This is a genomic window from Bradyrhizobium erythrophlei (assembly GCF_900142985.1).
GTDB lineage: Bacteria > Pseudomonadota > Alphaproteobacteria > Rhizobiales > Xanthobacteraceae > Bradyrhizobium > Bradyrhizobium erythrophlei_B.
The window spans coordinates 2706129-2731315 of sequence record NZ_LT670849.1 but is presented as its reverse complement, the minus strand read 5'-3'; the positions used below and the strand labels follow the sequence as shown (position 1 = coordinate 2731315).

Sequence of the window (25187 nt, the reverse complement as noted above, 5' to 3'; positions counted from 1 at the left end):
TTCCCCGCTCGCGGGCAGTGGTGTACATCACGGCCGCGTCTGCCCCGTGCCGTGAACGCGATATTTGAAGCTCGTCAGTTGTTCGGCGCCCACAGGGCCGCGGGCGTGAAATCGGCCGGTGGCAATTCCGATCTCGGCGCCGAAACCGAATTCGCCGCCATCGGCAAATTGGGTCGATGCGTTGTGCAACACGATCGCCGAATCGACCTCGTTGAGGAATTTGTTGGCCGCGGCCTGATCGTCGGTCACGATCGCATCGGTATGGTGCGAGCCGTGGGTGTGGATATGCGCGATCGCCTCATCAAGGCCGTCCACGACCCTGGCCGCAATGATCGCGTCCTCATATTCGGTGTCCCAGTCTTCGTCGGAAGCCGGTTTCACCCGTGCATCGGTTTGCTGCACGGTGCTGTCGCCGCGCACTTCGCAACCGGCATCGAGCAGCATTTCGACCAGGGGCTTGAGCGACGTCGAGACGCCCTTGCGATCGACCAGCAAGGTCTCGGCCGCGCCGCAGACTCCGGGCCGGCGCATCTTGGCATTCAGCACGATCGATTTCGCCATATCCAGATTGGCGGCGTGATCGACGTAGACGTGATTGACGCCTTCCAGATGCGCGAACACCGGCACGCGTGCTTCCGCTTCGACGCGTCCGACAAGGCTCTTGCCGCCGCGCGGCACGATGACGTCGATCGCGCCATTCAATCCCGTCAGCAATAGCCCGACCGCGGCGCGGTCGCGCGTCGGCACGAGCGTGATCGCCGCCTCGGGCAAGCCAGCCTCGCGCAAGCCCTGCACCAGACAGTCGTGGATCGCGCGGCAGGAACGGAAACTGTCGGAGCCGCCGCGCAGGATGACGGCATTGCCGGACTTCAGGCAGAGCACGCCGGCGTCGGCGGCCACATTGGGCCGGCTTTCGAAGATCACTGCGACGACACCGAGCGGCACGCGAACGCGTTCGATGGTCATGCCATTTGGACGCTGCCAGCGTTCGGTTACGACCCCGACCGGATCGGGAATCGCGCGCACGGTTGCGACCCCGTCGGCCATCGCATCGATGCGGCTTGGAGTCAGCGTCAGGCGGTCGACGAAGGCCGATGTCGCACCGTTGGCACGAACCTCAGCAACGTCTTCGGCATTGGCGGCGAGAATCGCTGCGGAATTCGTCCGGATCGCGCGTTCGATTGCTTCCAGCGCCTTGTTTTTTTGCTCGGCAGGCGCGAGCGACAGCACGCGCGCGGCGCCACGTGCCCGCGCAGCGAGAACAGTCATCAATTCGGTCAAATCGGCGTTGCCGTCGATCGCCTTCAGCGGCGCGGTCATGTCCAAATCCCGGTAAAGAGCATGCTTTAGCATGAAAAACCGCCGTTTGCGAAGGCCGGCGCGACCTCAAGATGCAGGAGCGGCGGGCGAGGAGGGTCGGCCATTGGCCCTGCGAAAACGAGGCTATATTTTCGAGCTCGTGAAATCTCCGGCATCGATTCAGCACGGTTTCGGGTTTTATCTATCCCCATGCGCGCCAGATGCGCGCCAGAACAGCCATTTTGGCGATCTTGCCGGTGCCGCCGCGGTAGGCATCGCCAAATGGTGGCCCGCGGCCACGTTCGCTAGCCTGTTGGAAGCGATCCGCTCGGGCCGATGACGAGGTCGTCGCGGTGGATCATTTCGGCCCGGCCGCTGATGCCAAGGATCGTCAGGACATCGCCGGACGAGCGGCCCTTGATCTTCTCAGCGTCGTCGGCGTCGTAGGCCACAAGCCCGCGGCCGACCTCGTGGGTGTCGGGTCCACGGACCACCACGGCATCGCCACGGGCAAACTGGCCGTCCACCCGGATCACGCCGGCTGGCAGCAGGCTTTTGCCGGCGCGCAGGGCGCTGACCGCGCCGGCATCGATGGTCAGCGTGCCCTTTGGCTCGAGCGAGCCGGCGATCCAGCGCTTGCGCGCAGTGACGGGATTGGCCGGCGTCAGGAACCAGGTGCAGCGGCCGCCGTCGGCGATCGCTTGCAATGGATGCTCGATCTTGCCCGAGGCGATCAGCATATGCGTGCCGGCGATGGTGGCGATCTTGGCCGCCTCGATCTTGGTGTACATCCCGCCGCGCGACAGTTCGGACTCGGCCGCTCCCGCCATCGCCTCGATTTCCGAGGTGACGGACTCCACGATCGGGATCAGCTTGGCGTCGGGATTGGCGACCGGCGGCGCCGTATAAAGGCCGTCGATATCGGAGAGCAGGATCAGAAGATCTGCGCTCGTCATCGTGGCCACGCGCGCGGCGAGGCGATCGTTGTCGCCATAACGGATTTCGTTGGTGGCGACCGTGTCGTTCTCGTTGATGATCGGCACCGCGCGCCATTCGAGGAGCTTGGCGATGGTCGAGCGTGCGTTGAGATAGCGGCGGCGCTCTTCGGTATCCTGAAGAGTGACGAGGATCTGCCCGGAGCCGATGCCATGCGCGCCCAGAACTTCCGACCAGATGCGGGCCAGCGCGATCTGCCCGACGGCGGCCGCCGCCTGGCTTTCTTCCAGCTTCAGCGCGCCACGCGGCAGTTTCAAACGGCCGCGGCCCAGCGCGATCGAGCCGGATGAGACCACCAGCACGTCGCGTCCTTCGCGGTGCAATTTGGCAAGATCGTCCACCAGCGCCGAAAGCCAGGCCGCACGCACTTCGCCGGCAGCCGAATCGACCAGCAGCGAAGAGCCGACCTTGACGACGATGCGGCGGAAGTTTTTTAAACTCGGGCGGGCCATGGCGTTCTGTAGCCGTGTGGGCGGAGCTTCGAAGGGTGTTATAGCAGATGGTGCAACGGTACAGGCAATTAGCCCGGCGGCATCGCCCAAGGTTCAGCCTGGGACGGCTCGGCCTGCGCACCGGCCTTGGCCTTGTTGGAAACCGGCGCTTCGCCGATGACCTCGACAAGCGCCCGCAATGCGGTCTCGACGCCTTCGCCGGTGACGCCTGAAATCAGAAGCGGCGTCTTCTTCGAAGCACGCTTCAGCCGCTCCTTCTGTTTCTTCAACTCTTCCGCGGTCACCGCGTCGATCTTGTTCAGCGCGACGATCTCGATCTTGTCGGCAAGCGTGCCTGCGTAGGCTTCGAGCTCGGCGCGCACCGTCTTGTAGGCCTTGCCGGCATGGTCGGTCGTGGCATCGACGAGGTGCAGCAAAACGCGGCAGCGCTCGACATGGCCGAGGAAACGATCGCCGAGACCCGCGCCTTCATGTGCACCCTCGATCAGTCCGGGAATGTCGGCGAGCACGAACTCGCGCCCGTCGGCATTCACCACGCCAAGTTGTGGGTGCAACGTCGTGAAGGGATAGTCGGCGATTTTGGGTTTTGCTGCACTGACCTTGGACAGGAAGGTCGACTTGCCGGCATTGGGCAAACCAACGAGCCCGGCGTCGGCGATCAATTTCAGCCGCAGCCAGATCCAGCGTTCCTCGCCGACTTCGCCGGGATTGGCGTTGCGCGGGGCGCGGTTGGTCGAGGACTTGAAATGCGCGTTGCCGAATCCGCCATTGCCGCCTTCGGCAAGCACGAACTTCTCTCCGAGTGTGGTGAAGTCGTGGATCAGCGTCGTTCTGTCTTCGTCGAAGATCTGTGTGCCGACCGGCACCTTGAGCACGATGTCTTTGCCGTTGGCGCCATGGCGGTCCTTGCCCATGCCATTGGTGCCCTTCGGGGCCTTGAAGTGCTGCTGATAGCGATAATCGATCAGGGTATTGAGCCCGTCGACCACTTCGACGATCACATCGCCGCCACGTCCGCCATTGCCGCCGGAAGGGCCGCCGAACTCGACATACTTCTCGCGACGGAAGGCCACGCAGCCGTTTCCACCGTCGCCGGAGCGGATATACACCTTGGCTTCGTCAAGGAATTTCATGGGCTACCATAGCGTTTTCAAGCGAAGTGGGCACCGGTTCGCGTCAAGAAAACGCGTCAAGACGTCAGTCTAGAACCTCGGTTCTGCGCCGAGGTTCTAAGTAGGGCAGGGGCCGCGCTGCGGCAACCCTGCAAATCATCGATTTTGACGGGAAGCCTTAATTTTCAGGCCTTTTCTCCGCGACTGCCAGGTCAATCGGCGGCTTCGATGGCAGCAATGCCAAACCGGAGCTGGAGAGGTTTTGGCCAACCTGATAGGTGGGCGCCATCATCTAGCTTACCGTTCGTTCAATGAGCCTTCGCGCAACCATATCCTCCGTCACCGACGATCGTTCCACGCGCCTTGGCGGCATCCTGCTGATGCTGACGGCGGTCGCCATGTTCGCGTTCGGCGACGCGCTCGGCAAATATATCGTGGCGACCTATTCGGTCGGACAGCTCATGTTGCTGCGCTCCTGCGCGGCGTTCGCGCTGATGGGTCCATCGATCTGGCGGCATCGTGCGGAATTCCGCCGCATGGACCGGCCCTGGTTGCAACTGCTGCGTGTCGTCCTGTCGACGCTGGAGATCGCCGCTTTCTTTCTCGCCACCGTCTATCTGCCGCTCGCCGACGTCGTCACCTACTACCAGGCGACGCCGATTTTCGTGACCGCCTTGTCGGGGCTGGTATTGGGCGAGCGCATCGGATGGCGGCGCTGGAGTGCGATCCTGGTCGGATTTGGCGGCGTCCTGATCGCGCTTCAACCGTCGGCGCAGACGATCACGTGGCCGGCGATGATCGCGCTGGCCGGCAGCCTGGCGTTCTCGTGTTCGCTGCTGACCACTCGCTTGTTGCGAACGACGCCCGACATCGTGCTGGTCTCGGCGCAGTTCGCGGGCGGGCTGGCGTTCGGCCTCGTGATTGCGCCTGCCGGCTGGGTGACGCCGACCTGGAGCAGCCTTGTCCTGTTCTTTGCGGCCGGCGCGATCTCGGCCTGCGCTTTGCTCTGCGTTAACCGTTCGCTGAAGCTCGCGCCCGCCAGCACCGTCGTGCCGTATCAATATACGATGATCGTCTGGGCGGTCGCGTTCGGCTATATCGTGTTCGGCGACGTGCCGTCACTGTCGACAGCGATCGGTGCCACCGTCGTCATCGGCGCCGGGCTATATATTTTCTTCCGCGAGCGGCAGCTCGGGCGGACTGAAATTGCAGTAAGCCCGCCCGCCTGAGCGTGCATTATTTGCGCCGCGTCGAACTGCCCCAGTTCTTCAGCGACGCCCAGACGCCGCGCGTCAGTCGAAAGCAGTCGACGGGAGCCGACGATCCGATCGATTCGAAGCGATGCAATTCCACGCCGCTCCACTGGAAGCCGCATTTCTCCAGCACGTTGCGCGAGGCGGGGTTGGTGACCCGCGCAAAGGAGCGGACGAACGCGATGTCGAACTCCTCGAAGGTGAAATCGAGCACCGCGCGCGCGGCCTCGGTGGCAAAGCCTTGCCCCCAATGGTCCACGCCCAGCCAGTAGCCGAGCTCCGGAGTCTCGGCCTCGCGCCAACCGGCGCCGACCATTCCGATCGGCGTGTGATTGTGTTCGACCAGGAACACGACTTCGCGCGGCTGGCTCGCCACGTGGCGCACAAACTCGACGGCGTGATTTTGCGAATACGGATGCGGCAGGCGGGTGTTCACCGCGATGCGGCGATTGTCGGCGAGACGTGCAATCGCGTTGACGTCGGCGAGCGTCGGCCGGCGCAACGTCAGCCGCTCGGTATCGAGAATGCAACGTCCAGCCTCGCGCAACGCCGTGGGCGGGATATCCTGCAACATCAGAGGCTCCTTGAGGGTCACTCTTGGAAAGTTGCGGCGCATCGCTAGCGACAGGCGCGCAACAGAAAAGGGGAGGCCGGTTTCCCGCCTCCCCTTGGAGCCTCTAAGCGCTCCGCCGGTTCAACAGGACCCGGCGGAATCAGCATGTTCCACCGTCTATTCGGCCGCCTCCGCCATCGGAATCACCGATACGAAGGTGCGGCCGCCAGTTTTCGCACGAAACTCGACACGGCCTTCCACCTTCGCAAAGAGAGTATGGTCCGTGCCCATGCCGACATTAAGGCCGGGATGCCAGGTCGTGCCGCGCTGACGCGCGATAATGTTGCCGGGAATCACATGCTCGCCACCATAGGCCTTGATGCCAAGGCGCTTGCCCGCGGAATCGCGGCCGTTACGTGATGAACCGCCTGCTTTTTTGTGAGCCATGGCCCGTCTCCAACTTCTACGTGATCTCTAGATCAATTCGTTGACGAATTCATTTCACTTCGTGTCACGCTCTTCTGAAGCGTATCACTTCTTGTCGGTCTTGCCCTTCTTGGCCGGCGCCTTCTTTGCCGCTGGCTTAGCGGCAGGCTTGGCAGCGGCCTTCTTGGCGGCCGGCTTCTTCGGCGCGGCCTTCTTGGCAGCCTTCGGCGCCTCGTCCGAGTCGCTCTCGGGCTTTGCCACCACCTTCTCGCGCTTCGGGCGCGGTCCGACGGTTGGCTTGTTGTCGTTGGTCAGGATCTCGGTGATGCGAAGCACCGTGATCTCGTCCCGATAGCCGCGCTTGCGGCGCGAATTCTTGCGGCGGCGCTTCTTGAAGGAGATGACCTTCGGTCCGCGCTTGTGCTGCAACACTTCGGCTGCAACGGTCGCGCCGGCCACCGTGGGCGTTCCAAGGATCGGGGACTCGCCGCCGACCAAAAGAACTTCTCCAAGCTGCACGATCGTGCCGACGTCGCCGGCGATCTTGCCAATCTCGAGCACATCATCCGGAACGACGCGGTACTGCCGGCCGCCGGTTTTGATGACTGCGAACATCGTTTTATTCCTTCGTGTTCGGTCCCGGCCTCGAACAAAAGTCCGGGCCGGCTTTTTCTTCAGTCGTTATGGGTTCAATTTCCGCGCGACGGGCCAAAAGCCTTAAATCAGCGCAAAAACAAACAGCGCGAGAAACCTCCCGCGCCGGGTGCCGGACTTATAGCCGCTAGAGGCCCCAAGTCAAGGAAAATGGCCCAAAAAACCGGCCATTTTCGTGGGATTTGCGCGCCCAAGGCGCCTCCGGCCGGCTTCCCGCCGCTCCCGCCTATCCCGGTGAAACCAATGGGGTTCCCGACGGTTGTCCCCATTCAAGCACTGGCTGGGGTAACATGGCTGAGGAAGTCCTTGCGACCGGAATTGCCCGGCACGGCGCTTCCCGCCTGCCATCGGTGGAAGTCGACAGTTTCAACGTCGAATTGAAGGACGACGACGGTTTTATCGGCGACCGCGCCAGCAAGGGCGCGTTCCGGAAAATCCTCGACGACCTGCGCAAGCCGCTGAAGAAGAACGGCGAGGACCCGCTCGGCGAAAAATCCGCCGCCAAAATCAGCAAGAGCGAACTCGATGAAGCCCTGTCGGGCGATGACGTCGGCAAGGCGGCGCTGGTGCACGGCGCGATCGAGGAATTCGCCAGTGAACTCGCCTATGTGACGTCGCGCTTCCTCAAGCAGAAGGCCTGGGCCGACACCGAGCGCATCGTGGTCGGCGGCGGCTTTCGCCAGAGCCGGGTCGGCGAACTCGCCATTGCCCGCACCGATAGTCTCTTGAAAGCCGAGGGCTTCAAGATCGACCTCTTGCCGATCCGTTTCGATCCGGACGATGCCGGCCTGATCGGTTGCCTGCACTTGGCGCCGTCGTGGATTTTCGAGGGCTATGACAGCATTCTCGCCATCGACATTGGCGGCACGAATATCCGCTGCGGCGTGGTCGAAACCCGCTGGAAGAAGGCGAAGGACCTGTCGAAAGCCGAGGTTTGGCACTCCGAGCTCTGGCGTCATGCCGATGACGAGCCGACGCGCGAGGGCGCCATCAAGCGCATGGTCAAGATGCTGAAAGGTTTGATCGAAGAGGCCGAAGCAGAAGGCCTCAAGCTTGCGCCCTTTATCGGGATCTCCTGTCCCGGCGTGATCAACGAAGACGGATCGATCGAAAAAGGCGCGCAGAACCTGCCGGGCAATTGGGAAAGCAGCAAATTCAATCTGCCGGCGAGCCTGGTCGAGGCGATCCCCATGATCGGCGATCACGACACGGCGATTCTGATGCACAATGACGGCGTCGCGCAGGGCCTGTCGGAGGTTCCCTTCATGCAGGATGTCGAGCATTGGGGCGTTCTCACCATCGGCACCGGGCTCGGCAATGCGCGCTTTTCCAATCGCCGGAACGGCAAAGATAAGGACAAGGAAAAGGACCGCGGCGGCGACGACAAGAAGGACAAGAAGAAGGGCGATTAAGCCGTCTTAGGCCTGCTTTTGCTTCGGTCCGTCTCTGCCGCGCGCCCGGTAACCTTGAGCGGTTAGGTTAAGAACGGGATCGCGTTGCCGCGCGTTTCGGGATCGCTAGGCTCGTCCCCGTCGCTCAGGCTGGATCCGCGAAGCCGCACTTCCGACCAGCAATTTCAATGAGCCGACACGGGACCGCCGGTTTTTTCCGCGTCTGGCGGTCCCACTTCTCCTCGCCCGGTGGAATTTTTAGAGCGCCAGCGCCTTGTCTGGCCGGACATCCTCGCCTAGAACTCGCCTCGACCCAGGGCAGCCGATTTGCCCTGATTTGCACCTGGAGAGGTGGCAGAGTGGTTGATTGTACCGCACTCGAAATGCGGCATAGGTGCAAGCCTATCGGGGGTTCGAATCCCCCCCTCTCCGCGCCGCCCTTCGCCCTTGCTGGCTTCAGGTGACATGCCACCCGCACCGAGTGTGCGGCTTGATCCAGATTCACATGTCAAACAGCTCACTCGCCGTCATGCCCCGCGCGGGGCATCCAGCATTCCAGAGGCCTATCGGCTCAAGCACGACTGTCTCTGGAATACTGGATCGCCCGGTCGAGCCGGGCGATGACACCGAGAGCAGACACACCTCCACCTTCCCGCGGCACGTTTCGCGCCCGAGTGATGCATCGTCGTGTCCCTCGTAAGAAGAGGGCACAGGGAATGCCGGTGCGCGAACGCACCCGCAGCCTCGCGTGCAAAACAAAAAAGCACACGAGTTAGTCACCACAGGTACGCCGAAACATCCGGCATTCCCTGCGCGATGGTTCTTGCGGCTTATGACGCGCTCTCCCCGGTGTCCGGGCTTGTTAGCCACCGTCGTTCGCGGGCTCGTCACCCGCAAACTTGATCCCAGCGTCGGGAGATCAGGACCACACGATTTCGCCGCACGCTTCCAGCCAGCGCCCGTCTTGCGCTGCCGAAAGCGTCCATCGCATCCCGCGCCAACGTCCGTGACGATCGCGATACGCCCTTGAGAGGCGCGAGACGCGCGGGCTTCTAAAGGTGATTTGCCCGACGGGGCAAGCGGAATTGTCCGCGACGGATTGGCGCGACGGGCAAAAGGTGCATCGCGTTGTCGAGGCGTCGATTAGTGAGATCGGCTGTGATGATGATGGTGTGATGGTCTTCGCGGGAAACGCTCGCGTGTAGCGGGCCGCGTTTCCTTGGATTTTGTTGGCGGAATCATTTGGAGAAGTTATTGGCTCCGCCAATCAGTTGGATTGGGTGGCGAGCGCTGGATCGCACCGTCCTAGCGGCGAACTCTTTTGCTTTTCGCCGTGCGCTTCGGTGCGGGTCGCGTTCGCGCATTGCGCTTCGGCGCGGGTCGCGCCTCGCGAACCGGCTCGGGCTCGGGTTCCCGCTGGGGCTGCGTATTGCGGACCGCCTCGGCCAGCATCGCATGCAGCTCGGCCTTGGTGCTCTTTTGCGGTTTCGCGTAACTGTCTTTTGCCATTCGGTCCTCGCCGTTATTTGTCGTCGGACTTCGCCGCTTCTCTTGCCAGGCGCTCAGCCTTCAATCGTTCGTAATTTTTCCGAAAAGCTTCCTGCGCTTGTCCGTACTCCGTCGCTGCGATCGATTTACTGGAGCGCTGAAAAGTCCTTCCAGCCTCTCGTTGCGCGAGGTTTTTGCTTGTTTTATCGCTCATGGATCACCTCCAATTTCAGTGACCGATGAGATGACGATAGCGCAGCAATGGTGCGCCGCGAGAAAAACCGCTGATTAAGATTGCTGATTAGGTTTAATGGCGGCGACTTTCGTCACGATCTTGGCCGCAAGCCGAAGACTCGGGACCGGGTTGCGCTATGGAAGTCGCTTCCGCCAACGAAATGGAGATTGGAAACGATTTGCAGGTTGCCCTATTCCCAAAACGTACTAGCCTGCCGGTCTTCGGAGGGCGCCGACGTGAACTCCACTCTCAAAATTCAGAAATCGGAAGTGACGACCTTGATCGAAAGAATCAAGATCGAACTCAAGAAGCGTGCAGATGCCAAGGCCAAGCGGATGCTTCTAAAAAGACCCAAAAGGCTCGCCAAACGCTGCGACTAGTTAATCGGCCGTCGATATCACCGATCTGTGCTGGTGCCGCCGCCGTCGGGATTGGGCATCCCAAATCACCTGGCCCAAATCTTTGCGCGGCCCTGCACGATGGTCTTGCGGTTTATGACGCGCTCTCCCCGGTGTCCGGGCTTGCTAGCCACCGTGGTCGGCGCAGATAGCGCAAGCATCATCGCCAACGTGATCCCAGCGTCGGGAGATCAGGACCACACGATTTCGCCGCACGCTTTGGCCGCGCCCGTCTCGCGCAACCGAAAAGCGTCCATCGCATCCCGCGCCCAACGTCCGTGACGATCGCGGTACGTCCCTCTTTTCGGGCGCGAGACGGCGAGGCTTCTAAAGGTGATTTGCCCGACGGGCCAAGCGGAAATGTTGGCGATGATTGGCACGACGGGCAGATTGCGAACGGCAGATACGTGCTCGGGTTGCCACTTCTCATGAGGATGTCGTCTAACCAATCAACCGAGAAGTAAGGACAACACTGAAAGTCCAAGAGCTAATAGAAAGATTCCGAAGGTCGAAAATAAAACAACTAGGACATTCTAGATTCCGGTTTGCTCTCACGCGGCGGCGCCACTTAGTCCAGTCCATGCATCCCCCCGCTCGCAGGAATTGCGGCAGCTTAGTTGGCGTAACTAGCTTGCTACGGCAGGTGCCTTTAGTTCCGCTAACTTTCTTGCAGCCTCATCCACTGTAAAAAAGTCCGAAATTGTCAAAGCGCCTTCGTTCATGAGAAGCCCAGCATATTTGACTTGACTGAATCCAACCGTGGACGCGCTATAACCAATTGCGAAGTAGTGCGGCTTTCCGAAATAATCTCGCGGAATCCTGATCGCGATACGTGGTGGCCCGACGGTCACGCTAGATCCCTTCAACATTGGAAAATCGGGCGGAGTGATGAACGATTTTTGAAGCCGGTGCAGCGCAAACGGCTCCAGAATCAAATTTGGATCAATTTTTCTGAACGCGCCGGTTTCGACGATGATCAATTCACTTTGAAAGTAAAACTCAAACAAGCTGTACAGCGCAGGTTCAGGAGAAAGATTCTGCATTGCTGCTTCGATCTCAATTACTTCGTCCGCGTGTCGGTGGTCCTTTGTCTTGCCGCCACCATCCGCAAAGAGAAAATTCACGCTTAATTCCGGTGACTTTCCCCGACGCAGAACGTCCCTTATTTCATAATCGTGCATCGGCACTGATCGTGATTCAAAGCGCCGATAATACTTCATATCGATTGAATTCTGGTGGGGCGCAAACGTCACGGCCGCCGGAATAGAAAGCACGTAAGCGACCAGCGTCGGATTGCCCTGGCTCAATACGATTGTTTCTATCTGTAGACCTTGGATTCTCGGAGCAGAATTTGTTTCGATAACTTGGCCCAACCATTCCGGTGAAAACGTTTTGGCGTCTACCCCAGCATCAATGCCCTGCGGTATGCCGCCCTTGCGCTCGCTGATGCCATATATGATTTGGCCTCCCGCCGAATTCGCAAAAGCGGTCACGTCTTTCACCAATTCCGCACGAGCCTCGCTGGTCTTCTGAAGTGCAGACGATGCCTTGTATTCGAGGGTAAGACTTTCCTGCAGGCCTTCTTCGACCAACCTTTCCAAATCAGCTCGAGTTTTCAGTAGCAGCATCCACGTGTTCGCTTTTTCGCCAGAGAGGCGTACTATTCTAATCGATGGATGATCTACCTTTGATTGAATAGCGTCAATCGCGTCGCAAATCGAATACTTTTTCTTTAGAATCCGAGCTCTACACCAACCACTCACCCCGCCGTCGCCCGGATCGTCGCCGCCAACGTCTTCAGCGAATTCTTCGTCGCGCGGTCATTGACGCTCGCATGCAGCACCACGTCGCGTGAGGGCAGGGGCGGCAGACCGAATTTCGCGCCGGCATCGATGACATCATGCGGCGCGACGCGGCGGCCGAGCGCGGCAGCAGCAAGGCCCGCGGAGACCGCAGCACCAATGGTCGAAACGCCGCCGCCGACAAACACTTCGGTCCAGGCAATGCCGGCCGCCTTCAGCGCGTCGAGCGCGAGACTCCGCACGCTGCAAGGTGCCGCCTGCGTCGCGATCCGCAACGGCTCGCCGATGCGGTATTCGAAGTCTGGCGCCGCCATCCAGCCAAAGGTTTCCCGCAAAATGGTCTCGCCGTCGCGGCGGCGATTGTCGTGCCGCAACACGATCGCCGCGTCGATCTTCCCGCGCTCGAAATCTTCCAGCGCCTCGTGCGAGGTCGAGACGCGCATCTCCAGCACCAGCGAAGGCTCGGACTCGCTCATCCGCTTCAGCAACACCGGCAGTTCGCTGCCGACGATATGATGGCTGATGCCGACGACGAGCCGGCGTTGCTTGCGGCCGAAAGAACCGACCGCGCCGTGATGCGCGGCGATGAGGTTGCGCGCCGGCTCGAGGAAGGCGTTGCCATCCGCCGACAGCCGCACCAGCCGCGGCGTTCGCTCCAAGAGCTTGCGGCCGAGACCGTCCTCCAGGCGCTTGATCTTGAGGCTGACCGCCGACTGCGTGGTGTCCATCGCTTCAGCGGCGCGGGTGAAGCTTTTCAGATCGGCCGTGAGGACGAAGGCCTGCACGGCTTCGAGGTCGAGCGCTTTCATGGAGATCTATCCATTTGAAATCGATATCATTGATATAGCAATTAATACCATTTTACAATGATTGATGCGGTGCTATCTCTGCGGTCGAGATCACGACAACAGGAGGTCAACATGCCGCTGGTTCGCGTTTCCCTTAAGGCGGGCAAGCCCGCCGCTTACCGCAAAGCCATTCTGGACGGCGTCTATGACGCGATGCGCTCTACCTTCGACGTGCCGGAAGAAGACCGCTTCATGGTCATTTCGGAGCACGACGAGACGGACTTCAGCTACAGCGCGAATTATCGCGGCATCGCGCGTACTGACAATCTGGTGCTGATCCAGCTCACCGTCAGCAACACGCGCCCGGTGGCGAAGAAGAAAGCGCTCTATCGCGCGATCGTGGACAATTTGTCGAAGAATCCCGGCGTCCGCTCGGAAGACGTCTTCATCAATCTCGTCGAGGTCCTGCCCGAGAACTGGTCGTTCGGAAACGGCATCGCGCAATACGCCGAATAGGGTTTTCAAGCGAAGTGGGCACCGGTTCGCGTGAAGAAAACGCGTCAAAACAAAACGAGAGTCTAGTTTCGACTCAATCAAATCAAAGGAGACCATCATAATCATCGCCCACTACGCCCACCGGCTGCCGGCCGATCACGACGTCGGCGCCATCCGCAAGCGCGCTCACGTGCGCGGTCAATTGTGGGATGCGGTGCCTGCGCTTTATTTCAAGGCATTCCTGTTGCGCGAGCGCGGGCATTTCGGCGCGATCGCCAACGAATATTCCTCGCTCTATCTGTGGCGCGAGGACGAAGCCTTCCGCAATTTCCTGGTGGATGGCCGCTACAGGTTCGTCACCGACACATTTGGCCGCGCCGCGATCGAGACGCGTGTGGTGCTCGATGCATCCAAGGGAAGCGGGCGCGAGGCGCGCTTTGCCATCAAGCAGGAGCAGGACATTCCGCTCGATGCCGATCTGACGGCAGCCTTCGCCGCCGAGATCGAACGTAACAGCCAGTTGGCGCAACGCGCAGGCGCCGTTGCTGCGGCTGTCGGTATCGACGCCGAGCGGTGGAAGTTCACCCGCGTTTTGCTGTCCGAAAACGAACCGAGCGCGCGCGACGAAGGCACGGTCTATCAGGTGCTCTATCTCGCGCGGCCGCTGCTCGCCGAACTGCCGGAGGCGACGCCCGCCAAGCGTGAACCGGCAACGGCGTAAGCAATTCACCCCGATGCTTGGCTTCGCGTACGCGTGTCCCGGACGCGTTGCGGCATACCATCAGCGCGTTTACGCGCGTCTTCGACGCGCTATGGCCGCCACGCAGATCCGGGACCTACTCCGCATTCGGAAAAGATGGATCCCGGATCGGCGGTGCACCGTAAGGGACGCTGCACCGCATCCGGGACACGAGCCACGGGGCCCGCTGGGCCTGCGTGTCCGCGCTCACCAACTGTTCAACGTCTCTCGCGGCCAATTGTATTGCCTGCGCCCGGATTGATGATCCAACGTTTGACGTGCCCCGTAAGGGCCAAATGACGTGGCGCGCTCCGCCGTCTGGCGGAGCTGACGTCATCAACCGTTTCCCATCTCTCATTCTCTTTGGTCATACCCGAAAAGGCAGTCGCATGCTCGCTCGAATGAAAGTCCTGTTGCTCGTCACGTGCGCTCTCGCGCCCGCCGCTTGGGCCGGCGCTGCGCAGGCCGCCGACCAGACGCCGGTCCGCATCACCGTCATCTCGGACCAGGATGACGATATCTACGATGCACGCGCCGGCCGAGGCGGCGTCGATGCGACGAAAATGGCGGTGGAAGACTTCGGCGGCACGGTGCTGGGTCGCCCGATCGTCGTCGACGCCCTGAACGACCACAACAAGCCGGCGGAGGCGCCCGGCCTTGCCAAACAGGCCTATGATGCCGGCGCGGATCTGTTGATGGACGTGCAGAATGCGCCGATTGCGCTCGCGATCTCCAAGGTCGCGACCGAACGGAAGAAACTGGCGATCTCGACCGGATCGGCGTCTCCCGCGCTCACCCGCGGCGAATGCAGCCGCTACTTCTATCACTACTCGTTCGACCTGACGGCGATCGAAACCTCGACCGCGGACTATCTCGCGCAAACCGCGCAGGGCAAGCGCTGGGTGTTCATCGCGGACGACTCCGGCTTCGGCCGCGCAGGCGTGGCGACCATGACGCCGAAAATCACGGCGCATGGCGGTGAAGTAATCAAGACGTTTCTGACGCCGGCCAAGGAAGACGGCTACGCTGATGTCATCGAGGAAGCGCGCGCCTTGAAGCCCGACGTGATCGCGGTGATCAACGCCGGCGCCAAGGACGACGCGGTGGTGTCAGCGGTGACGAAGGCGAAGGTGTCGGCGACCACGACGACGGCGCTGCTGTATCTATCCGACGTCGACCGGGTGAAGGACGGCTATGCCGGCCTGGTGGCGGCCGTGCCGTGGTACTGGAATCTCGACAAGGAGGCGCGCGCCTGGTCCGACCGTTTTGCAGCCGCGCATAACGGATTGCGGCCGACCGCTGCTCAAGCCGCGGACTATTCGGCGACGACGCAATGGCTGAACGCGGTTCGCAGCGCCGGCACCACCGATGCCGATGCGGTCATTCGCGCGCTCGACGGGCACACGTTCAACGACATGTTCGCGCGCAACGCTGAGTTTCGCGCCAGCGATCACATGGTCGTCCACGATCTCTATGTTGCCAAGGTGCGGGCGTCGGCCGATCTGCCGGAGCCGCACGCCTGGTACAGCATCCTGAGCACCGTGGCCGCAGCGAGCGCATTCCCGGTCGGGACCGAATGCAGGATGACTCAGTGACAACAAGCGATCGCGCCGCGCCACGTCGTCCCTGCGACCCGTCTACGCCAAGGCTTCGCCGGGGCAGGATCGTCGGGGCGCCGAAGCTTTAGCGAAGGCGGCACGCAGGGACCGATACGCCGCAGCCTATCCGTTGGAGCACTGCACGGAGATATCTTCGATAACAAACGAAGGCCGGTGGTTATGGGCCCCTGCGTTCGCAGGGGCGACCCAGCCAAAAATCATCACACGCTGCGCACAAAAAAGAGTGCGATGGCAGAGGGGCGCCATCGCACGAGGAGGGTTTCTTGGAGGTTCGCTAGGTTCGCCTGACGTCGTGTCCCGTTACTGTGCGACGTGATGCTTGCGAACGTGGGCGTAGGTGTTGCGGACCTTGGGCTGGTCGAGGTTGGCCTGGGCTTCCAAAGCCCGAGTGGACGAATCCAGCCGGAGCAGACCGGCGGGCACCTGGGCGGCTGCCGGAGCAACCTGGCTGGCGGCAATCGCGATCAAGGCGGCAGAGGCGAAAAGAATGCGGGTCATGATACTTCTCTCTCGGTTAGAGGCGTCATCCGCTGGGGTAAGTATTTTAATACCGCAATTCCGAATCGAAGGTGACTGGTCAGATTGACTTCGGGGCGGATTAAAGCCGAACTCCATTACGGATACGCAATGTTTTCAATATGACCAGTCAGCTTAAAATGTCAACCGGCTTAAGATCACGTTCACTTTAACAGCGCCTTGAAGGCGACGTTCAGGAAGTCGTCGATCGGCTGGCGGTCCTGCGTGATCCTCAGGCGGATGGTGGCGCCCTCCCAGGAATTGACCAGGAAACGGGCCAATTGGCCGGCGTCATGGCGCGGATCGACTTCGCCCTTGGCCTGGGCATCCCGCAGCAGCTGTTCGACGCCGCTGCACCACCTGTCGAAGACCTCGCGCAGCTCCTGACGCATCCTCGGATATTCGCGCGCCATCTCCGCCGAGAAAAGGCCCAACATGCAGCCGCGCTCAAAACCGTTCGCGATCAGGCGCTCGGACAAGAACGTGAAATGATTCTTCAGCCGCTCAAGCGGCGGCACGCTCTCGTCGAACAGCATGTCCGGGCGCGATCCTTCGAGATAGCGCCGCAGCGCATCGATCGCGAGGTCTTCCTTGTTCTCGAAGTGATTGAAGAACGATCCCTTGGGTACACCGGCGGCATCGGTAATGTCCTGGATCGAACATCCCTTGAATCCGAGCGTATGCAACGTGTCTACCGCGCTGCTCGCGAGTTTTTCGCGCAGGCTGGGTCTGGCCATGGACGTCTCTCCCGAGGGATCTACCCTCTGCGAGGGATGAGAAATCCTCTCGCAAGCATGACAAATATGCGACTAAGTGACTTATTTCAACGCTGTTAGCATAAAAACTGACCAGTCAGCTTGATTCGTATCGCTGGTAGCTACCTTAATACCATTAAGCGAATGTTAAATTCTGGGTAGCGGATTAAAATTTCTGCCCGCGGACTTTTGCTAGGCACATCAACGCCGGGGTTGGTCTGGCCTTCAGGCCGCGCGGGATTTTTCCGTCCCCGCGAGCGCGCCCTTGCAAAGCGCGACGCCGTTGCTGGCGATGTCGCGGCCCTTCCACGCCCAATAGGTCAGACGGCCCATCAGCGTGTCGTGACGGCGCAGGCTGCGCGACCCCAGGACATGGCCGACATTGTCGGGGAAACGGCTGATCTCGCTTTCCACGAGCTCGGTGATCGAGGCCATCAGCGCGTCCAGCCGACGTCCCCAGTCGGATTCGGCGAGCTGATCGATGCGGACCCGGAGCGCGAATTCCGTGTCGTAGATATCGACCAGAAGTTCCTTGGCCACCAGAACCCGCTCATTCTTGAGCGCGACGCGCAGCAGCGTGCGCTTGTCTTCGAGACGGTCGAGCACCATCGAGACGGCGGCCGCGTACGGCGAAGCGGCGACATCAGCGGCATTCTTGCTGGACGCGGTCTTGGTGGCGAGACGGATCAGTTGCCAATGGGTCTTTAATCTCTTGGCCACCAGCATCAGCGCAAAGGACACCTGTTCGGGATTGGCTTTCGCGAACGCGTCGAGCAGCGGGGCGATCTTGGCCACGTCGGCATCTTCAAAGCGGCCAAGCTTTGGCGGCAGCGCCTCGTTCAATTTGGCGAGCTGGTCGCGGGCCCGCAACGCGCTGAGCATCTTTGTCAGGTCGTCGAAGGCCGCCGGAGATGCCGTATACGCTGAAAGCCTGTTCCTGATCTGGTTGGCGCTCTCGGGCGAGGCAAGGACGTTCTCCATGCTCTTGACGACCTTGACCTGGAACGTTGCCGCCGCCTGCCGGGCTTCGCGCTGCTTGTCCATTCCGATCAGATCGTTGACGTTTTTCACGTAATCGCGCGCCATGGTCGGCAGTAGGTCGCGGGTGATCCATTCCCAGATTGCCGACAGCGAAGTGCGCTGTATCCCGCCGGTCGTGGCGTGTTGCGGAGAGCCTTCAACCAGCAGCGGCTCCAGCGGGGTGAAGAATTGGCGCGCCGGAATGCTGTTGCGCTTCTGGGTCTGGCCACCGCCGCGAAACTCCGCGCGCAACGTCTCCATGACCTCGCCGGCGCCGGGAATCTCCTCGCCGGAAAGCTCCAGCCGCTCGAGCTCGTCCAGCAGGTTGCTGCGCGTCGGCGGCGTCAATCGTTGCAAGAGTTCCTTGAGGCGGTTCTGAATCATTGCAAGATGGCTGTGATGGATAGCGAAAAGTCCCTGCTTATGGCCGGCAAGGTATTTTCCAGGCTATCAAAGCAGGGCGTCGTAAATTAAGTCGTAAAAAAAGCGGTAAGACACTGACGTGTTCCGGGGAACTACCGGTTCACATTTGAGGGAACACAGTCGTCTGCGGCGCCGATCGCGGCATGTCGCTCAGAATGCGGCGGTTTTTGCTACTTGTTCCCGAAGCACCAGTGCTTCATCGAAATTTAACCGTGCGAGCCGATCGGGCGTCGGCGAGCGCGCGCCAAGATGAGATAAGCGCTCTGTTACCGTATTTGCCCGGGCAGCGAAATTAACGCCTCATTGGCGCCAGCCCACTAACGGTTGCAAGGATGTCGGCGTTCGATTTCTGCGGAAAGTCGGCGCATTGGTCGGGTTCTCGCCGGATTGTTGTTTGCGTCAATGAATGAAGAGAAAAAGGCACAGGAACGCGTGACGTTCGGCCGGGGCCATGATGTTTGCATCATGGGAATCGACGGAACCTGGCGCCGCGGTTGTCTCCTCAATGCGATCTCCGACAACGACGCCGCGCTGACGGTGGAAGGTTCCATCCAGGGTCTCAATCTCAAGGAATTCTTCCTGCTCCTGTCATCGACCGGGCTTGCCTATCGCCGCTGCGAGCTCGTCCGCGTCAACGGCACCGAAATGGATATCCAGTTCCTCAAGGCCAAGGCGCGCAAGAAGAAGGCGGCCAGTTCCCCGCAATAGCGGCCATCCGGCCCAATGAAGACGGCCCGCGGGTCGGCACAGGGCCTGTCATTTCCAGAAATAATTTGGGCGGAGCGGCGATTTCACCGACGCGAAGGGCGCTGGCCGGCAAAAACCGGTCTATTCGCGTTAGACAAATTCGTGCTGCTACTTGTGCGTTAAGGGTTAGTCCCGTAAAAATACGGGGGGAAGCGATTTGCGGCATTAGGGTGTGCAAGCCGGCTGGCCCACGTCGTTTTTTGCAGTCCAAGGGACGATGTCACATGAACGAAAAGCCGTCCTCTCGCGGTGAAATCTTTGTCGTCGACGACGACCCCGCCGTCCGGGAAACCCTTTCCATCGTCCTGTCAACGGGCGGCTATGAGGTCATTTGTTTCGCCGACGGCGCCGCGCTGTTGTCGGTCGCGCGAAATCGCACCCCGGCCTGCATCCTGCTGGACGTGCATATCCCCGGTAAATCAGGTCTGGACGTCCTGAAGGAATTGCGCGGCGAGGACTATCCTGCGCCGATCTTCATCATCTCCGGGCAGGGCGATATCGCCATGGCGGTCAGCGCGATCAAGCACGGCGCGCTGGATTTCATCGAGAAGCCATTTCGCGGAAACGAGATCGTGGCGCGGCTGACTGAGGCGATCGAGGCCTATGCGCGCCGTCAGGCCGATCGCTCCGCTTCCAACATCGGCTCCCTGCATTTCCCTGGCCGCGAGCCCTTGACCCGCCGGGAGCGCGAAGTGCTGGAGCAGTTCACGGCCGGTGCCTCCAACAAGGAGGCCGGGCGGCATTTGGGAATTAGCCCGCGCACCATCGAAGACCACCGTGCGAACATCATGAAAAAACTCGGCGCAAAAAACGCGGCCGATCTGGTCCGGATCGTGATGACGGCTGCCCGCGCGTCCTGACCGGTAGCACTGCCCGGCGCGGATTCACACATGCGTGCCGCCAGTACATGGGGCCCGCGATTGCGGGCGAATCTGACGCTGGTGGAATTTGACATTCGCTACTCGCCTGGCCGCGAACTCGCAGAGCAAATGTCAAATCCTAAACTCCACTGGAATCTGATTTGCCTGGTGGTCCTTTGATTCTAACATTCGCAAAAGTGCCCGCTGAGGAGGGATGCGAATGTTAGAATCGGACCACTAGTGTTAGGACACTGACGCTCGTTCCAGTGTTGCAGCGACCTCTTCAAAGGAACGTCAGAGTCAAAGCCACACGCACGTGAGCGGCGGACCTCGTCGCTCCTCAAACAGACGGTGCTGGATATGTGGGCATACCTGGAACGAATCCTGGATTCGTCGATGTTCTCTCCTCACGGGATCTGCCTGCTGTGGGAACCGGAGCTCATATGGTTGCATGTGATTTCCGACGCGCTGATCGCGCTGGCCTACTTCTCGATTCCGTTCGTTCTCGTGATCTTCGTATCGAAGCGGCGCGACCTCAAATTCGGCTGGGTCTATTGGTCGTTCGGCATTTTCATCCTGGCCTGCGGCCTGACGCATATTCTCTCGATCTATACGCTTTGGGTGCCGGTCTACGGCATCGAGGGCCTGGTCAAGGCCGCCACCGCGATCGCATCGGTCGTCACCGCCGGCATGCTGTGGCCGTTGCTGCCGCAACTGCTCACGATCCCGTCTCCGTTCGAACTGCGCCAGGCCCAGGAAGCGCTCAAGGAAGAGGAAATGAAGGGGCGGGATTCCGAGCAACTGCTCCAGCAATTCCGCCAGGCGCAGCAAGCGCTGCGGGAAAGCATGTCGCGCCTCACCGCGGTCGTGGAAACGGCGGTCGACGGCTTCATCCTGATCGATGCGCGCGGCCGCATCCTGCTGTTCAATCCGGCCTGTGAACGGTTGTTCGGATATCGCGCCGCGGAAGTCTTCCACGAGAACGTCAAGATGCTGATGCCGCCTGGCTACAGCGCGCATCACGACCACTACATCAGGAGCTTCCTGGAGACCGGCGAGCGCAAGATCATCGGTATCGGCAGAGAAGTCATCGGTATGCGCAAGGATGGCTCCACGTTTCCGATGGAATTATCCGTCGGCGAGGCCAAGCAGGACGGCGAATCGATCTTTGTCGGCATCATCCACGACCTGACCGGTCGCAAGCACACCGAAGAGCAACTGCGCCAGGCGCAGAAGATGGAGATGGTGGGGCAGCTCTCCGGCGGCATCGCGCATGACTTCAACAATCTGCTCACGGTCATCGTCGGCAATGCCGAGTTTCTTGGTGAGCAATTGAGGTCGAGGCAGGACCTGCGGCAGATTTCCGACGACATATGCCAGGCCGGCGAGCGGGGCGCAGAATTGACGCAAAGACTGCTCGCCTTCAGCCGGCGGCAATTGCTGCACCCGCGCGAGGTGGATTGCCATGAACTGCTGGATTCGATGCGCAAGCTGCTGCGGCGAACCTTGCGCGAAAACATCGAGATCGCGATTACGCCGAACTCCAAAAACACGCTTGCCTTTGCCGATCGCGCCCAACTCGAGTCCTCGGTTCTCAACCTTGCGCTCAATGCGCAAGACGCCATGCCCAATGGCGGCCATTTGACGTTGAACACCGGCGTAGTGCCGCTCGATGACGACTATCAGGCCCAGCATCCCGAGATCAAAGCCGGCGAATACGCCATGATCGCGGTGACAGACGATGGCATGGGAATGACGGAGGAGGTTGCGGCCCGGGCGTTCGAGCCGTTTTATACGACCAAGGAGGTCGGAAAGGGCAGCGGGCTCGGTTTGAGCATGGTCTAAGGTTTTGCGAAGCAGTCGAACAGCCACGTGTCGATCTACAGCGAAGTGGGACTTGGAACGACGGTGCGGATCTTTCTGCCGCGTGTGTCGAAGGGACGAGGGCCGTCAGATCAGGCGGTTGCGGAAGAGGCGCCACTTCCGGGCGGTCACGAGAAAATTCTGGTGGCGGAGGACGATCCGTTTGTCCGTTCCTCTGTCGTCCTTCGGATCGAAAATCTCGGTTATTCGGTTGTCGCAGCCGTCAACGGCAATGACGCCTTGCAGAAGCTGAAAGACCATCCCGATATCGATATGCTTTTCACAGACATCGTCATGCCGGGCGGCATGAGCGGTTGGGAGCTCGCCGACAAGGCGCGCGAATTAAGGCCGGGCCTGCCTGTTGTCTTCAGCACCGGTTATGCCCTGGAGATGCCGATCGAGAAGGGGCATGCGGGCGGGAAATCGATCATGCTGAACAAGCCCTATCGCAAGGCCGAACTGGCCCAACGGTTGCGGGAGGCCCTGACCGGAAATTTCGTCGATCAGTAGGCCTTTCGATGCGCCCTGTCCGGGTCAGCGGGCTGCCATAAATTTCTCCCGACGATCGGCGCGGCCCTTGCTCGTCATGGATGGCTTGTGACATGACTTTGGTTAAAGTCTCGAGGTGCCACCATGACCGAAAACAAGAAAAGTCCGGAAACGCTCCGCAGTGCGCGCTGGTTCGCGCCCGACGATTTGCGCGCCTTTGGCCATCGTTCGCGTGCCATGCAGATGGGCTATGCGCCGGAGGAATGGAAAGGCCGTCCAGTCATCGCGATCCTCAACACCTGGTCGGACGCCCAACCCTGCCACATGCATTTCAAAAGCCGCGTCGATGACGTCAAGCGCGGCATCCTGATGGCTGGCGGCTTTCCGATGGAATTGCCGGCGCTGTCGTTGTCGGAGTCCTTTCTGAAGCCGACCACCATGCTCTATCGCAATCTCTTGGCGATGGATGCCGAGGAATTGCTGCGTGGCCATCCCGTCGACGGCGTGGTGCTGATGGGCGGCTGCGACAAGACCACGCCGGCGCTTCTGCTCGGCGCGACCAGCATGAACATTCCCGCGATCTATCTGCCGGCCGGTCCGATGCTGCGCGGCAACTGGAAGGGCAAGACGCTGGGTTCGGGATCGGACGCCTGGAAGTACTGGGACGAGCGGCGCGCGGGGAAAATTTCCGAGCGGGATTGGGTCGATGTCGAAGCGGGCATCGCGCGCAGCTACGGCACCTGCATGACCATGGGCACGGCTTCCACCATGACGGCGATCGCGGAATCGATCGGCATGACATTGCCGGGCGGCTCCTCGATACCGGCCGCCGACGCCGGCCACATCCGCATGGCGTCGGAATGCGGGCGGCGCATCGTCGAGATGGTCTGGGAGGATTTGACGCCGAAGAAGATCCAGACCCGAAAGGCGTTCGAGAATGCGATTACGGTCGCGATGGCGATGGGCTGCTCCACCAACGCGATCATCCATCTGATCGCGCAGGCGCGCCGCGCCGGGCAGGACATCAGCCTCGACGATTTCGAGAAGGCAAGCCGCAAGGTGCCGGTCATCGCCAACGTGCGGCCCTCCGGCGACAAATATCTGATGGAAGATTTCTACTACGCCGGCGGGCTCCCCGGCCTGATGAGCCGGATCAAGCCGCATCTGCACCTCGACGCCTTGACGGTTACGGGCGAGACGCTCGGTGAAAATATCGCGCGCGCCGAAGTCTATAATGACGACGTCATTCGCACCGTCGACAATCCGATCTACGCCGAAGGCGCGCTTGCCGTGCTGAAGGGCAATCTCGCGCCCGATGGCTGCGTCATCAAGCCTTCGGCTTGCGATCCGCGCTTCCTCAAGCATACCGGCATCGCACTGGTGTTCGACGACTATCCGTCGATGAAGAAGGCGGTCGACGATCCCGATCTCGACGTCACGGCGGATCACGTGCTGATCCTGCGCAACGCCGGCCCGCAAGGCGGTCCGGGCATGCCTGAATGGGGCATGCTGCCGATTCCGACCAAGCTCGTGAAGCAGGGCGTGCGCGACATGGTGCGGCTGTCGGATGCGCGCATGAGCGGCACCAGCTATGGCGCCTGTATCCTGCATGTCTCGCCGGAATCCTATATCGGTGGTCCGCTGGCGCTGGTGAAGACCGGCGACAAGATCACGCTGGATGTCGACGCGCGCACCATCAATCTCGACGTTTCCGAGACTGAGCTGAAAAAGCGCCGTGCCGAGTGGCAGCAGCCGGAGACGCGGTTCGAGCGCGGCTATGGCTGGATGTTCACCAGGCACATCAAGCAGGCCAATGAAGGCTGCGATTTCGATTTTCTTGAAACGACGTTCGGCAAGCCGGTCGGCGAGCCCTCTATCTTTTAACCCCTGTCATTCCGGGGCGAGGCGAAGCCTCGAGCCCGGAATCCATGGTGCCGCGCGGATGCTGGGAGAAATGGATTCCGGGTCTGCGCCTTCGGCGCATCCCGGAATGACGAAAAAAGAAGTGAGCAAACCATGTCAAAACTCTCCGACGCCACCCGCAACAAGCTGAAGACGGTCTCTACCGCGACGGTGGCCACCGCGCTCTTCAAGCGCGGCTTTCGCATTCAGATGATTCAGGATGTGCACCCCTTGAGCGCGGAGCAGCCGGTGCTGGTCGGCGAGGCCTTCACGCTGCGCTACATGCCCGCCCGCGAAGACCTCAACAAGATCGATGTGTTTCGCGATCGTAGCCACCCCCAGCGCAAGGCGGTCGAGGATTGTCCCCCAGGCAGCGTGCTGGTGATGGACTGCCGGAAAGATGCGCGCGCGGCGTCAGCCGGAGCGATACTCGTGACGCGGCTGATGAAGCGCGGCGTCGCCGGCGTGATCACGGACGGCGGCTTTCGTGACTCCGTCGAGATCGCGAAACTCGGTTTCCCCGCCTACCATCACCGCCCGAGCGCGCCGACGAACCTGACGCTGCATCAGGCGATCGAGATCAACGTGCCGATCGGCTGCGGCGATGCGCCGGTGTTTCCCGGCGACGTCATTCTCGGCGACAGCGACGGCGTGATCGTGATCCCGGCGCATATCGCCGACGAGATCGCCAACGAAGCGGTCGAGATGACCGCGTTCGAGGATTTCGTCATCGAACAGGTGCAAAAGGGGAAATCGATCCTCGGGCTTTATCCGGCGACCGACGACCAGACGCTGGTCGACTTCGCCGCCTGGCGCAAGGAGAAGGGGCGGTAGTCGCTTCTCTCCGTTCCCCGGACGCAGCGCAGCGTGAAACGATGCGGTGCAGATCCGGGGTCCAAATGCGATAGGTCC

Annotated in this window: 24 protein-coding genes and 1 tRNA gene; 12 read left to right on the top strand and 13 right to left on the bottom strand. The window is 61.0% G+C overall.

Translation table 11 applies throughout. From position 1 onward, the window contains the following. Nucleotides 1-27: 27 nt before the first annotated feature. From BUA38_RS12560 to obgE, 3 genes are all read right to left on the bottom strand, one after another. The gene (locus tag BUA38_RS12560) at nucleotides 28-1320 is read right to left on the bottom strand and encodes a glutamate-5-semialdehyde dehydrogenase (protein ID WP_072818203.1); all 1293 of its coding nucleotides are present in this window, start codon (nucleotides 1318-1320) and stop codon (nucleotides 28-30) included. A 284-nt stretch (nucleotides 1321-1604) separates the two neighbouring features. Beyond that, the gene (gene proB, locus BUA38_RS12555; RefSeq protein ID WP_072818202.1) at nucleotides 1605-2747 is read right to left on the bottom strand and encodes a glutamate 5-kinase; all 1143 of its coding nucleotides are present in this window, start codon (nucleotides 2745-2747) and stop codon (nucleotides 1605-1607) included. Nucleotides 2748-2815: 68 nt separating this feature from the next. Continuing rightward, on the bottom strand, nucleotides 2816-3880 hold the full coding sequence (obgE, locus tag BUA38_RS12550; protein WP_072818201.1) for a GTPase ObgE: 1065 nt from the start codon (nucleotides 3878-3880) through the stop codon (nucleotides 2816-2818). A 290-nt stretch (nucleotides 3881-4170) separates the two neighbouring features. Here obgE and BUA38_RS12545 point away from each other — a divergent pair, with 290 nt between their 5' ends. Next, nucleotides 4171-5088, top strand: a complete 918-nt coding sequence (locus BUA38_RS12545; protein ID WP_072818200.1) for a DMT family transporter — start codon at nucleotides 4171-4173, stop codon at nucleotides 5086-5088. A gap of 7 nt (nucleotides 5089-5095) precedes the next feature. Here BUA38_RS12545 and BUA38_RS12540 read toward each other — a convergent pair whose 3' ends face one another. The 3 genes from BUA38_RS12540 to rplU all read right to left on the bottom strand — a co-directional run bounded on the left by BUA38_RS12540 (nucleotide 5096) and on the right by rplU (nucleotide 6706). After that, nucleotides 5096-5686, bottom strand: a complete 591-nt coding sequence (locus tag BUA38_RS12540) for a GNAT family N-acetyltransferase (protein ID WP_072818199.1) — start codon at nucleotides 5684-5686, stop codon at nucleotides 5096-5098. A 156-nt stretch (nucleotides 5687-5842) separates the two neighbouring features. Further along, nucleotides 5843-6112, bottom strand: coding sequence for a 50S ribosomal protein L27 (gene rpmA / locus BUA38_RS12535; RefSeq protein ID WP_072818198.1), 270 nt, complete (start codon nucleotides 6110-6112; stop codon nucleotides 5843-5845). 84 nt (nucleotides 6113-6196) lie between these two features. Next, nucleotides 6197-6706, bottom strand: coding sequence for a 50S ribosomal protein L21 (gene rplU / locus BUA38_RS12530; RefSeq protein ID WP_072818197.1), 510 nt, complete (start codon nucleotides 6704-6706; stop codon nucleotides 6197-6199). A 329-nt stretch (nucleotides 6707-7035) separates the two neighbouring features. Between rplU and BUA38_RS12525 the strand changes: the two genes are divergently transcribed. After that, the gene (locus BUA38_RS12525) at nucleotides 7036-8157 is read left to right on the top strand and encodes an ROK family protein (RefSeq protein ID WP_072818196.1); all 1122 of its coding nucleotides are present in this window, start codon (nucleotides 7036-7038) and stop codon (nucleotides 8155-8157) included. A 324-nt stretch (nucleotides 8158-8481) separates the two neighbouring features. Further along, nucleotides 8482-8568, top strand: a tRNA-Ser gene (locus BUA38_RS12520). An 873-nt stretch (nucleotides 8569-9441) separates the two neighbouring features. Here BUA38_RS12520 and BUA38_RS12515 read toward each other — a convergent pair. From BUA38_RS12515 to BUA38_RS12500, 4 genes are all read right to left on the bottom strand, one after another. Then, nucleotides 9442-9645, bottom strand: a complete 204-nt coding sequence (locus tag BUA38_RS12515; RefSeq protein ID WP_072818195.1) for a hypothetical protein — start codon at nucleotides 9643-9645, stop codon at nucleotides 9442-9444. A gap of 13 nt (nucleotides 9646-9658) precedes the next feature. Then, entirely contained in the window at nucleotides 9659-9838 is a 180-nt protein-coding gene (locus BUA38_RS12510) for a hypothetical protein (protein ID WP_072818194.1), read from the bottom strand. A gap of 1045 nt (nucleotides 9839-10883) precedes the next feature. After that, on the bottom strand, nucleotides 10884-11885 hold the full coding sequence (locus BUA38_RS12505; protein ID WP_156898507.1) for an AlbA family DNA-binding domain-containing protein: 1002 nt from the start codon (nucleotides 11883-11885) through the stop codon (nucleotides 10884-10886). 131 nt (nucleotides 11886-12016) lie between these two features. Next, nucleotides 12017-12868 (bottom strand): LysR family transcriptional regulator, encoded by an 852-nt coding sequence (locus BUA38_RS12500; RefSeq protein ID WP_072818192.1) that lies wholly within the window; start codon nucleotides 12866-12868, stop codon nucleotides 12017-12019. A gap of 111 nt (nucleotides 12869-12979) precedes the next feature. On the opposite strand from BUA38_RS12500, the gene BUA38_RS12495 reads away from it, so the two are divergent. The 3 genes from BUA38_RS12495 to BUA38_RS12485 all read left to right on the top strand — a co-directional run bounded on the left by BUA38_RS12495 (nucleotide 12980) and on the right by BUA38_RS12485 (nucleotide 15676). Beyond that, nucleotides 12980-13363 carry a tautomerase family protein gene (locus tag BUA38_RS12495; protein ID WP_072818191.1) on the top strand — a complete coding sequence of 128 codons (384 nt, stop codon included), beginning with the start codon at nucleotides 12980-12982 and terminating at the stop codon, nucleotides 13361-13363. A 76-nt stretch (nucleotides 13364-13439) separates the two neighbouring features. Further along, nucleotides 13440-14063, top strand: a complete 624-nt coding sequence (locus BUA38_RS12490) for a DUF4865 family protein (protein WP_197685951.1) — start codon at nucleotides 13440-13442, stop codon at nucleotides 14061-14063. A gap of 419 nt (nucleotides 14064-14482) precedes the next feature. Beyond that, on the top strand, nucleotides 14483-15676 hold the full coding sequence (locus tag BUA38_RS12485; protein WP_172806025.1) for an ABC transporter substrate-binding protein: 1194 nt from the start codon (nucleotides 14483-14485) through the stop codon (nucleotides 15674-15676). Nucleotides 15677-16000: 324 nt separating this feature from the next. Here BUA38_RS12485 and BUA38_RS12480 read toward each other — a convergent pair whose 3' ends face one another. The 3 genes from BUA38_RS12480 to BUA38_RS12470 all read right to left on the bottom strand — a co-directional run bounded on the left by BUA38_RS12480 (nucleotide 16001) and on the right by BUA38_RS12470 (nucleotide 18375). Next, nucleotides 16001-16198, bottom strand: coding sequence for a hypothetical protein (locus BUA38_RS12480; RefSeq protein ID WP_072818188.1), 198 nt, complete (start codon nucleotides 16196-16198; stop codon nucleotides 16001-16003). Nucleotides 16199-16380: 182 nt separating this feature from the next. Beyond that, nucleotides 16381-16953, bottom strand: coding sequence for a TetR/AcrR family transcriptional regulator (locus tag BUA38_RS12475; protein WP_072818187.1), 573 nt, complete (start codon nucleotides 16951-16953; stop codon nucleotides 16381-16383). 243 nt (nucleotides 16954-17196) lie between these two features. After that, on the bottom strand, nucleotides 17197-18375 hold the full coding sequence (locus BUA38_RS12470; RefSeq protein WP_072818186.1) for a hypothetical protein: 1179 nt from the start codon (nucleotides 18373-18375) through the stop codon (nucleotides 17197-17199). A 441-nt stretch (nucleotides 18376-18816) separates the two neighbouring features. Here BUA38_RS12470 and BUA38_RS12465 point away from each other — a divergent pair, with 441 nt between their 5' ends. From BUA38_RS12465 to BUA38_RS12445, 6 genes are all read left to right on the top strand, one after another. After that, nucleotides 18817-19122: a pilus assembly protein PilZ gene (locus BUA38_RS12465; protein WP_072818185.1), complete on the top strand. Its 306-nt coding sequence runs from the start codon at nucleotides 18817-18819 to the stop codon at nucleotides 19120-19122. A gap of 263 nt (nucleotides 19123-19385) precedes the next feature. After that, nucleotides 19386-20021 (top strand): response regulator transcription factor, encoded by a 636-nt coding sequence (locus BUA38_RS12460; protein ID WP_072818184.1) that lies wholly within the window; start codon nucleotides 19386-19388, stop codon nucleotides 20019-20021. A 453-nt stretch (nucleotides 20022-20474) separates the two neighbouring features. After that, a complete protein-coding gene (locus BUA38_RS12455) occupies nucleotides 20475-21866 on the top strand; it encodes a two-component system sensor histidine kinase NtrB (RefSeq protein ID WP_244553305.1) in 1392 nt (463 codons plus the stop codon). A gap of 27 nt (nucleotides 21867-21893) precedes the next feature. After that, the gene (locus BUA38_RS38020) at nucleotides 21894-22394 is read left to right on the top strand and encodes a response regulator (protein ID WP_244553250.1); all 501 of its coding nucleotides are present in this window, start codon (nucleotides 21894-21896) and stop codon (nucleotides 22392-22394) included. Nucleotides 22395-22517: 123 nt separating this feature from the next. After that, nucleotides 22518-24257, top strand: a complete 1740-nt coding sequence (gene araD, locus BUA38_RS12450) for an L-arabinonate dehydratase (RefSeq protein ID WP_072818183.1) — start codon at nucleotides 22518-22520, stop codon at nucleotides 24255-24257. A gap of 132 nt (nucleotides 24258-24389) precedes the next feature. Beyond that, nucleotides 24390-25109 carry a ribonuclease activity regulator RraA gene (locus BUA38_RS12445; protein ID WP_072818182.1) on the top strand — a complete coding sequence of 240 codons (720 nt, stop codon included), beginning with the start codon at nucleotides 24390-24392 and terminating at the stop codon, nucleotides 25107-25109. Nucleotides 25110-25187: the final 78 nt, after the last annotated feature.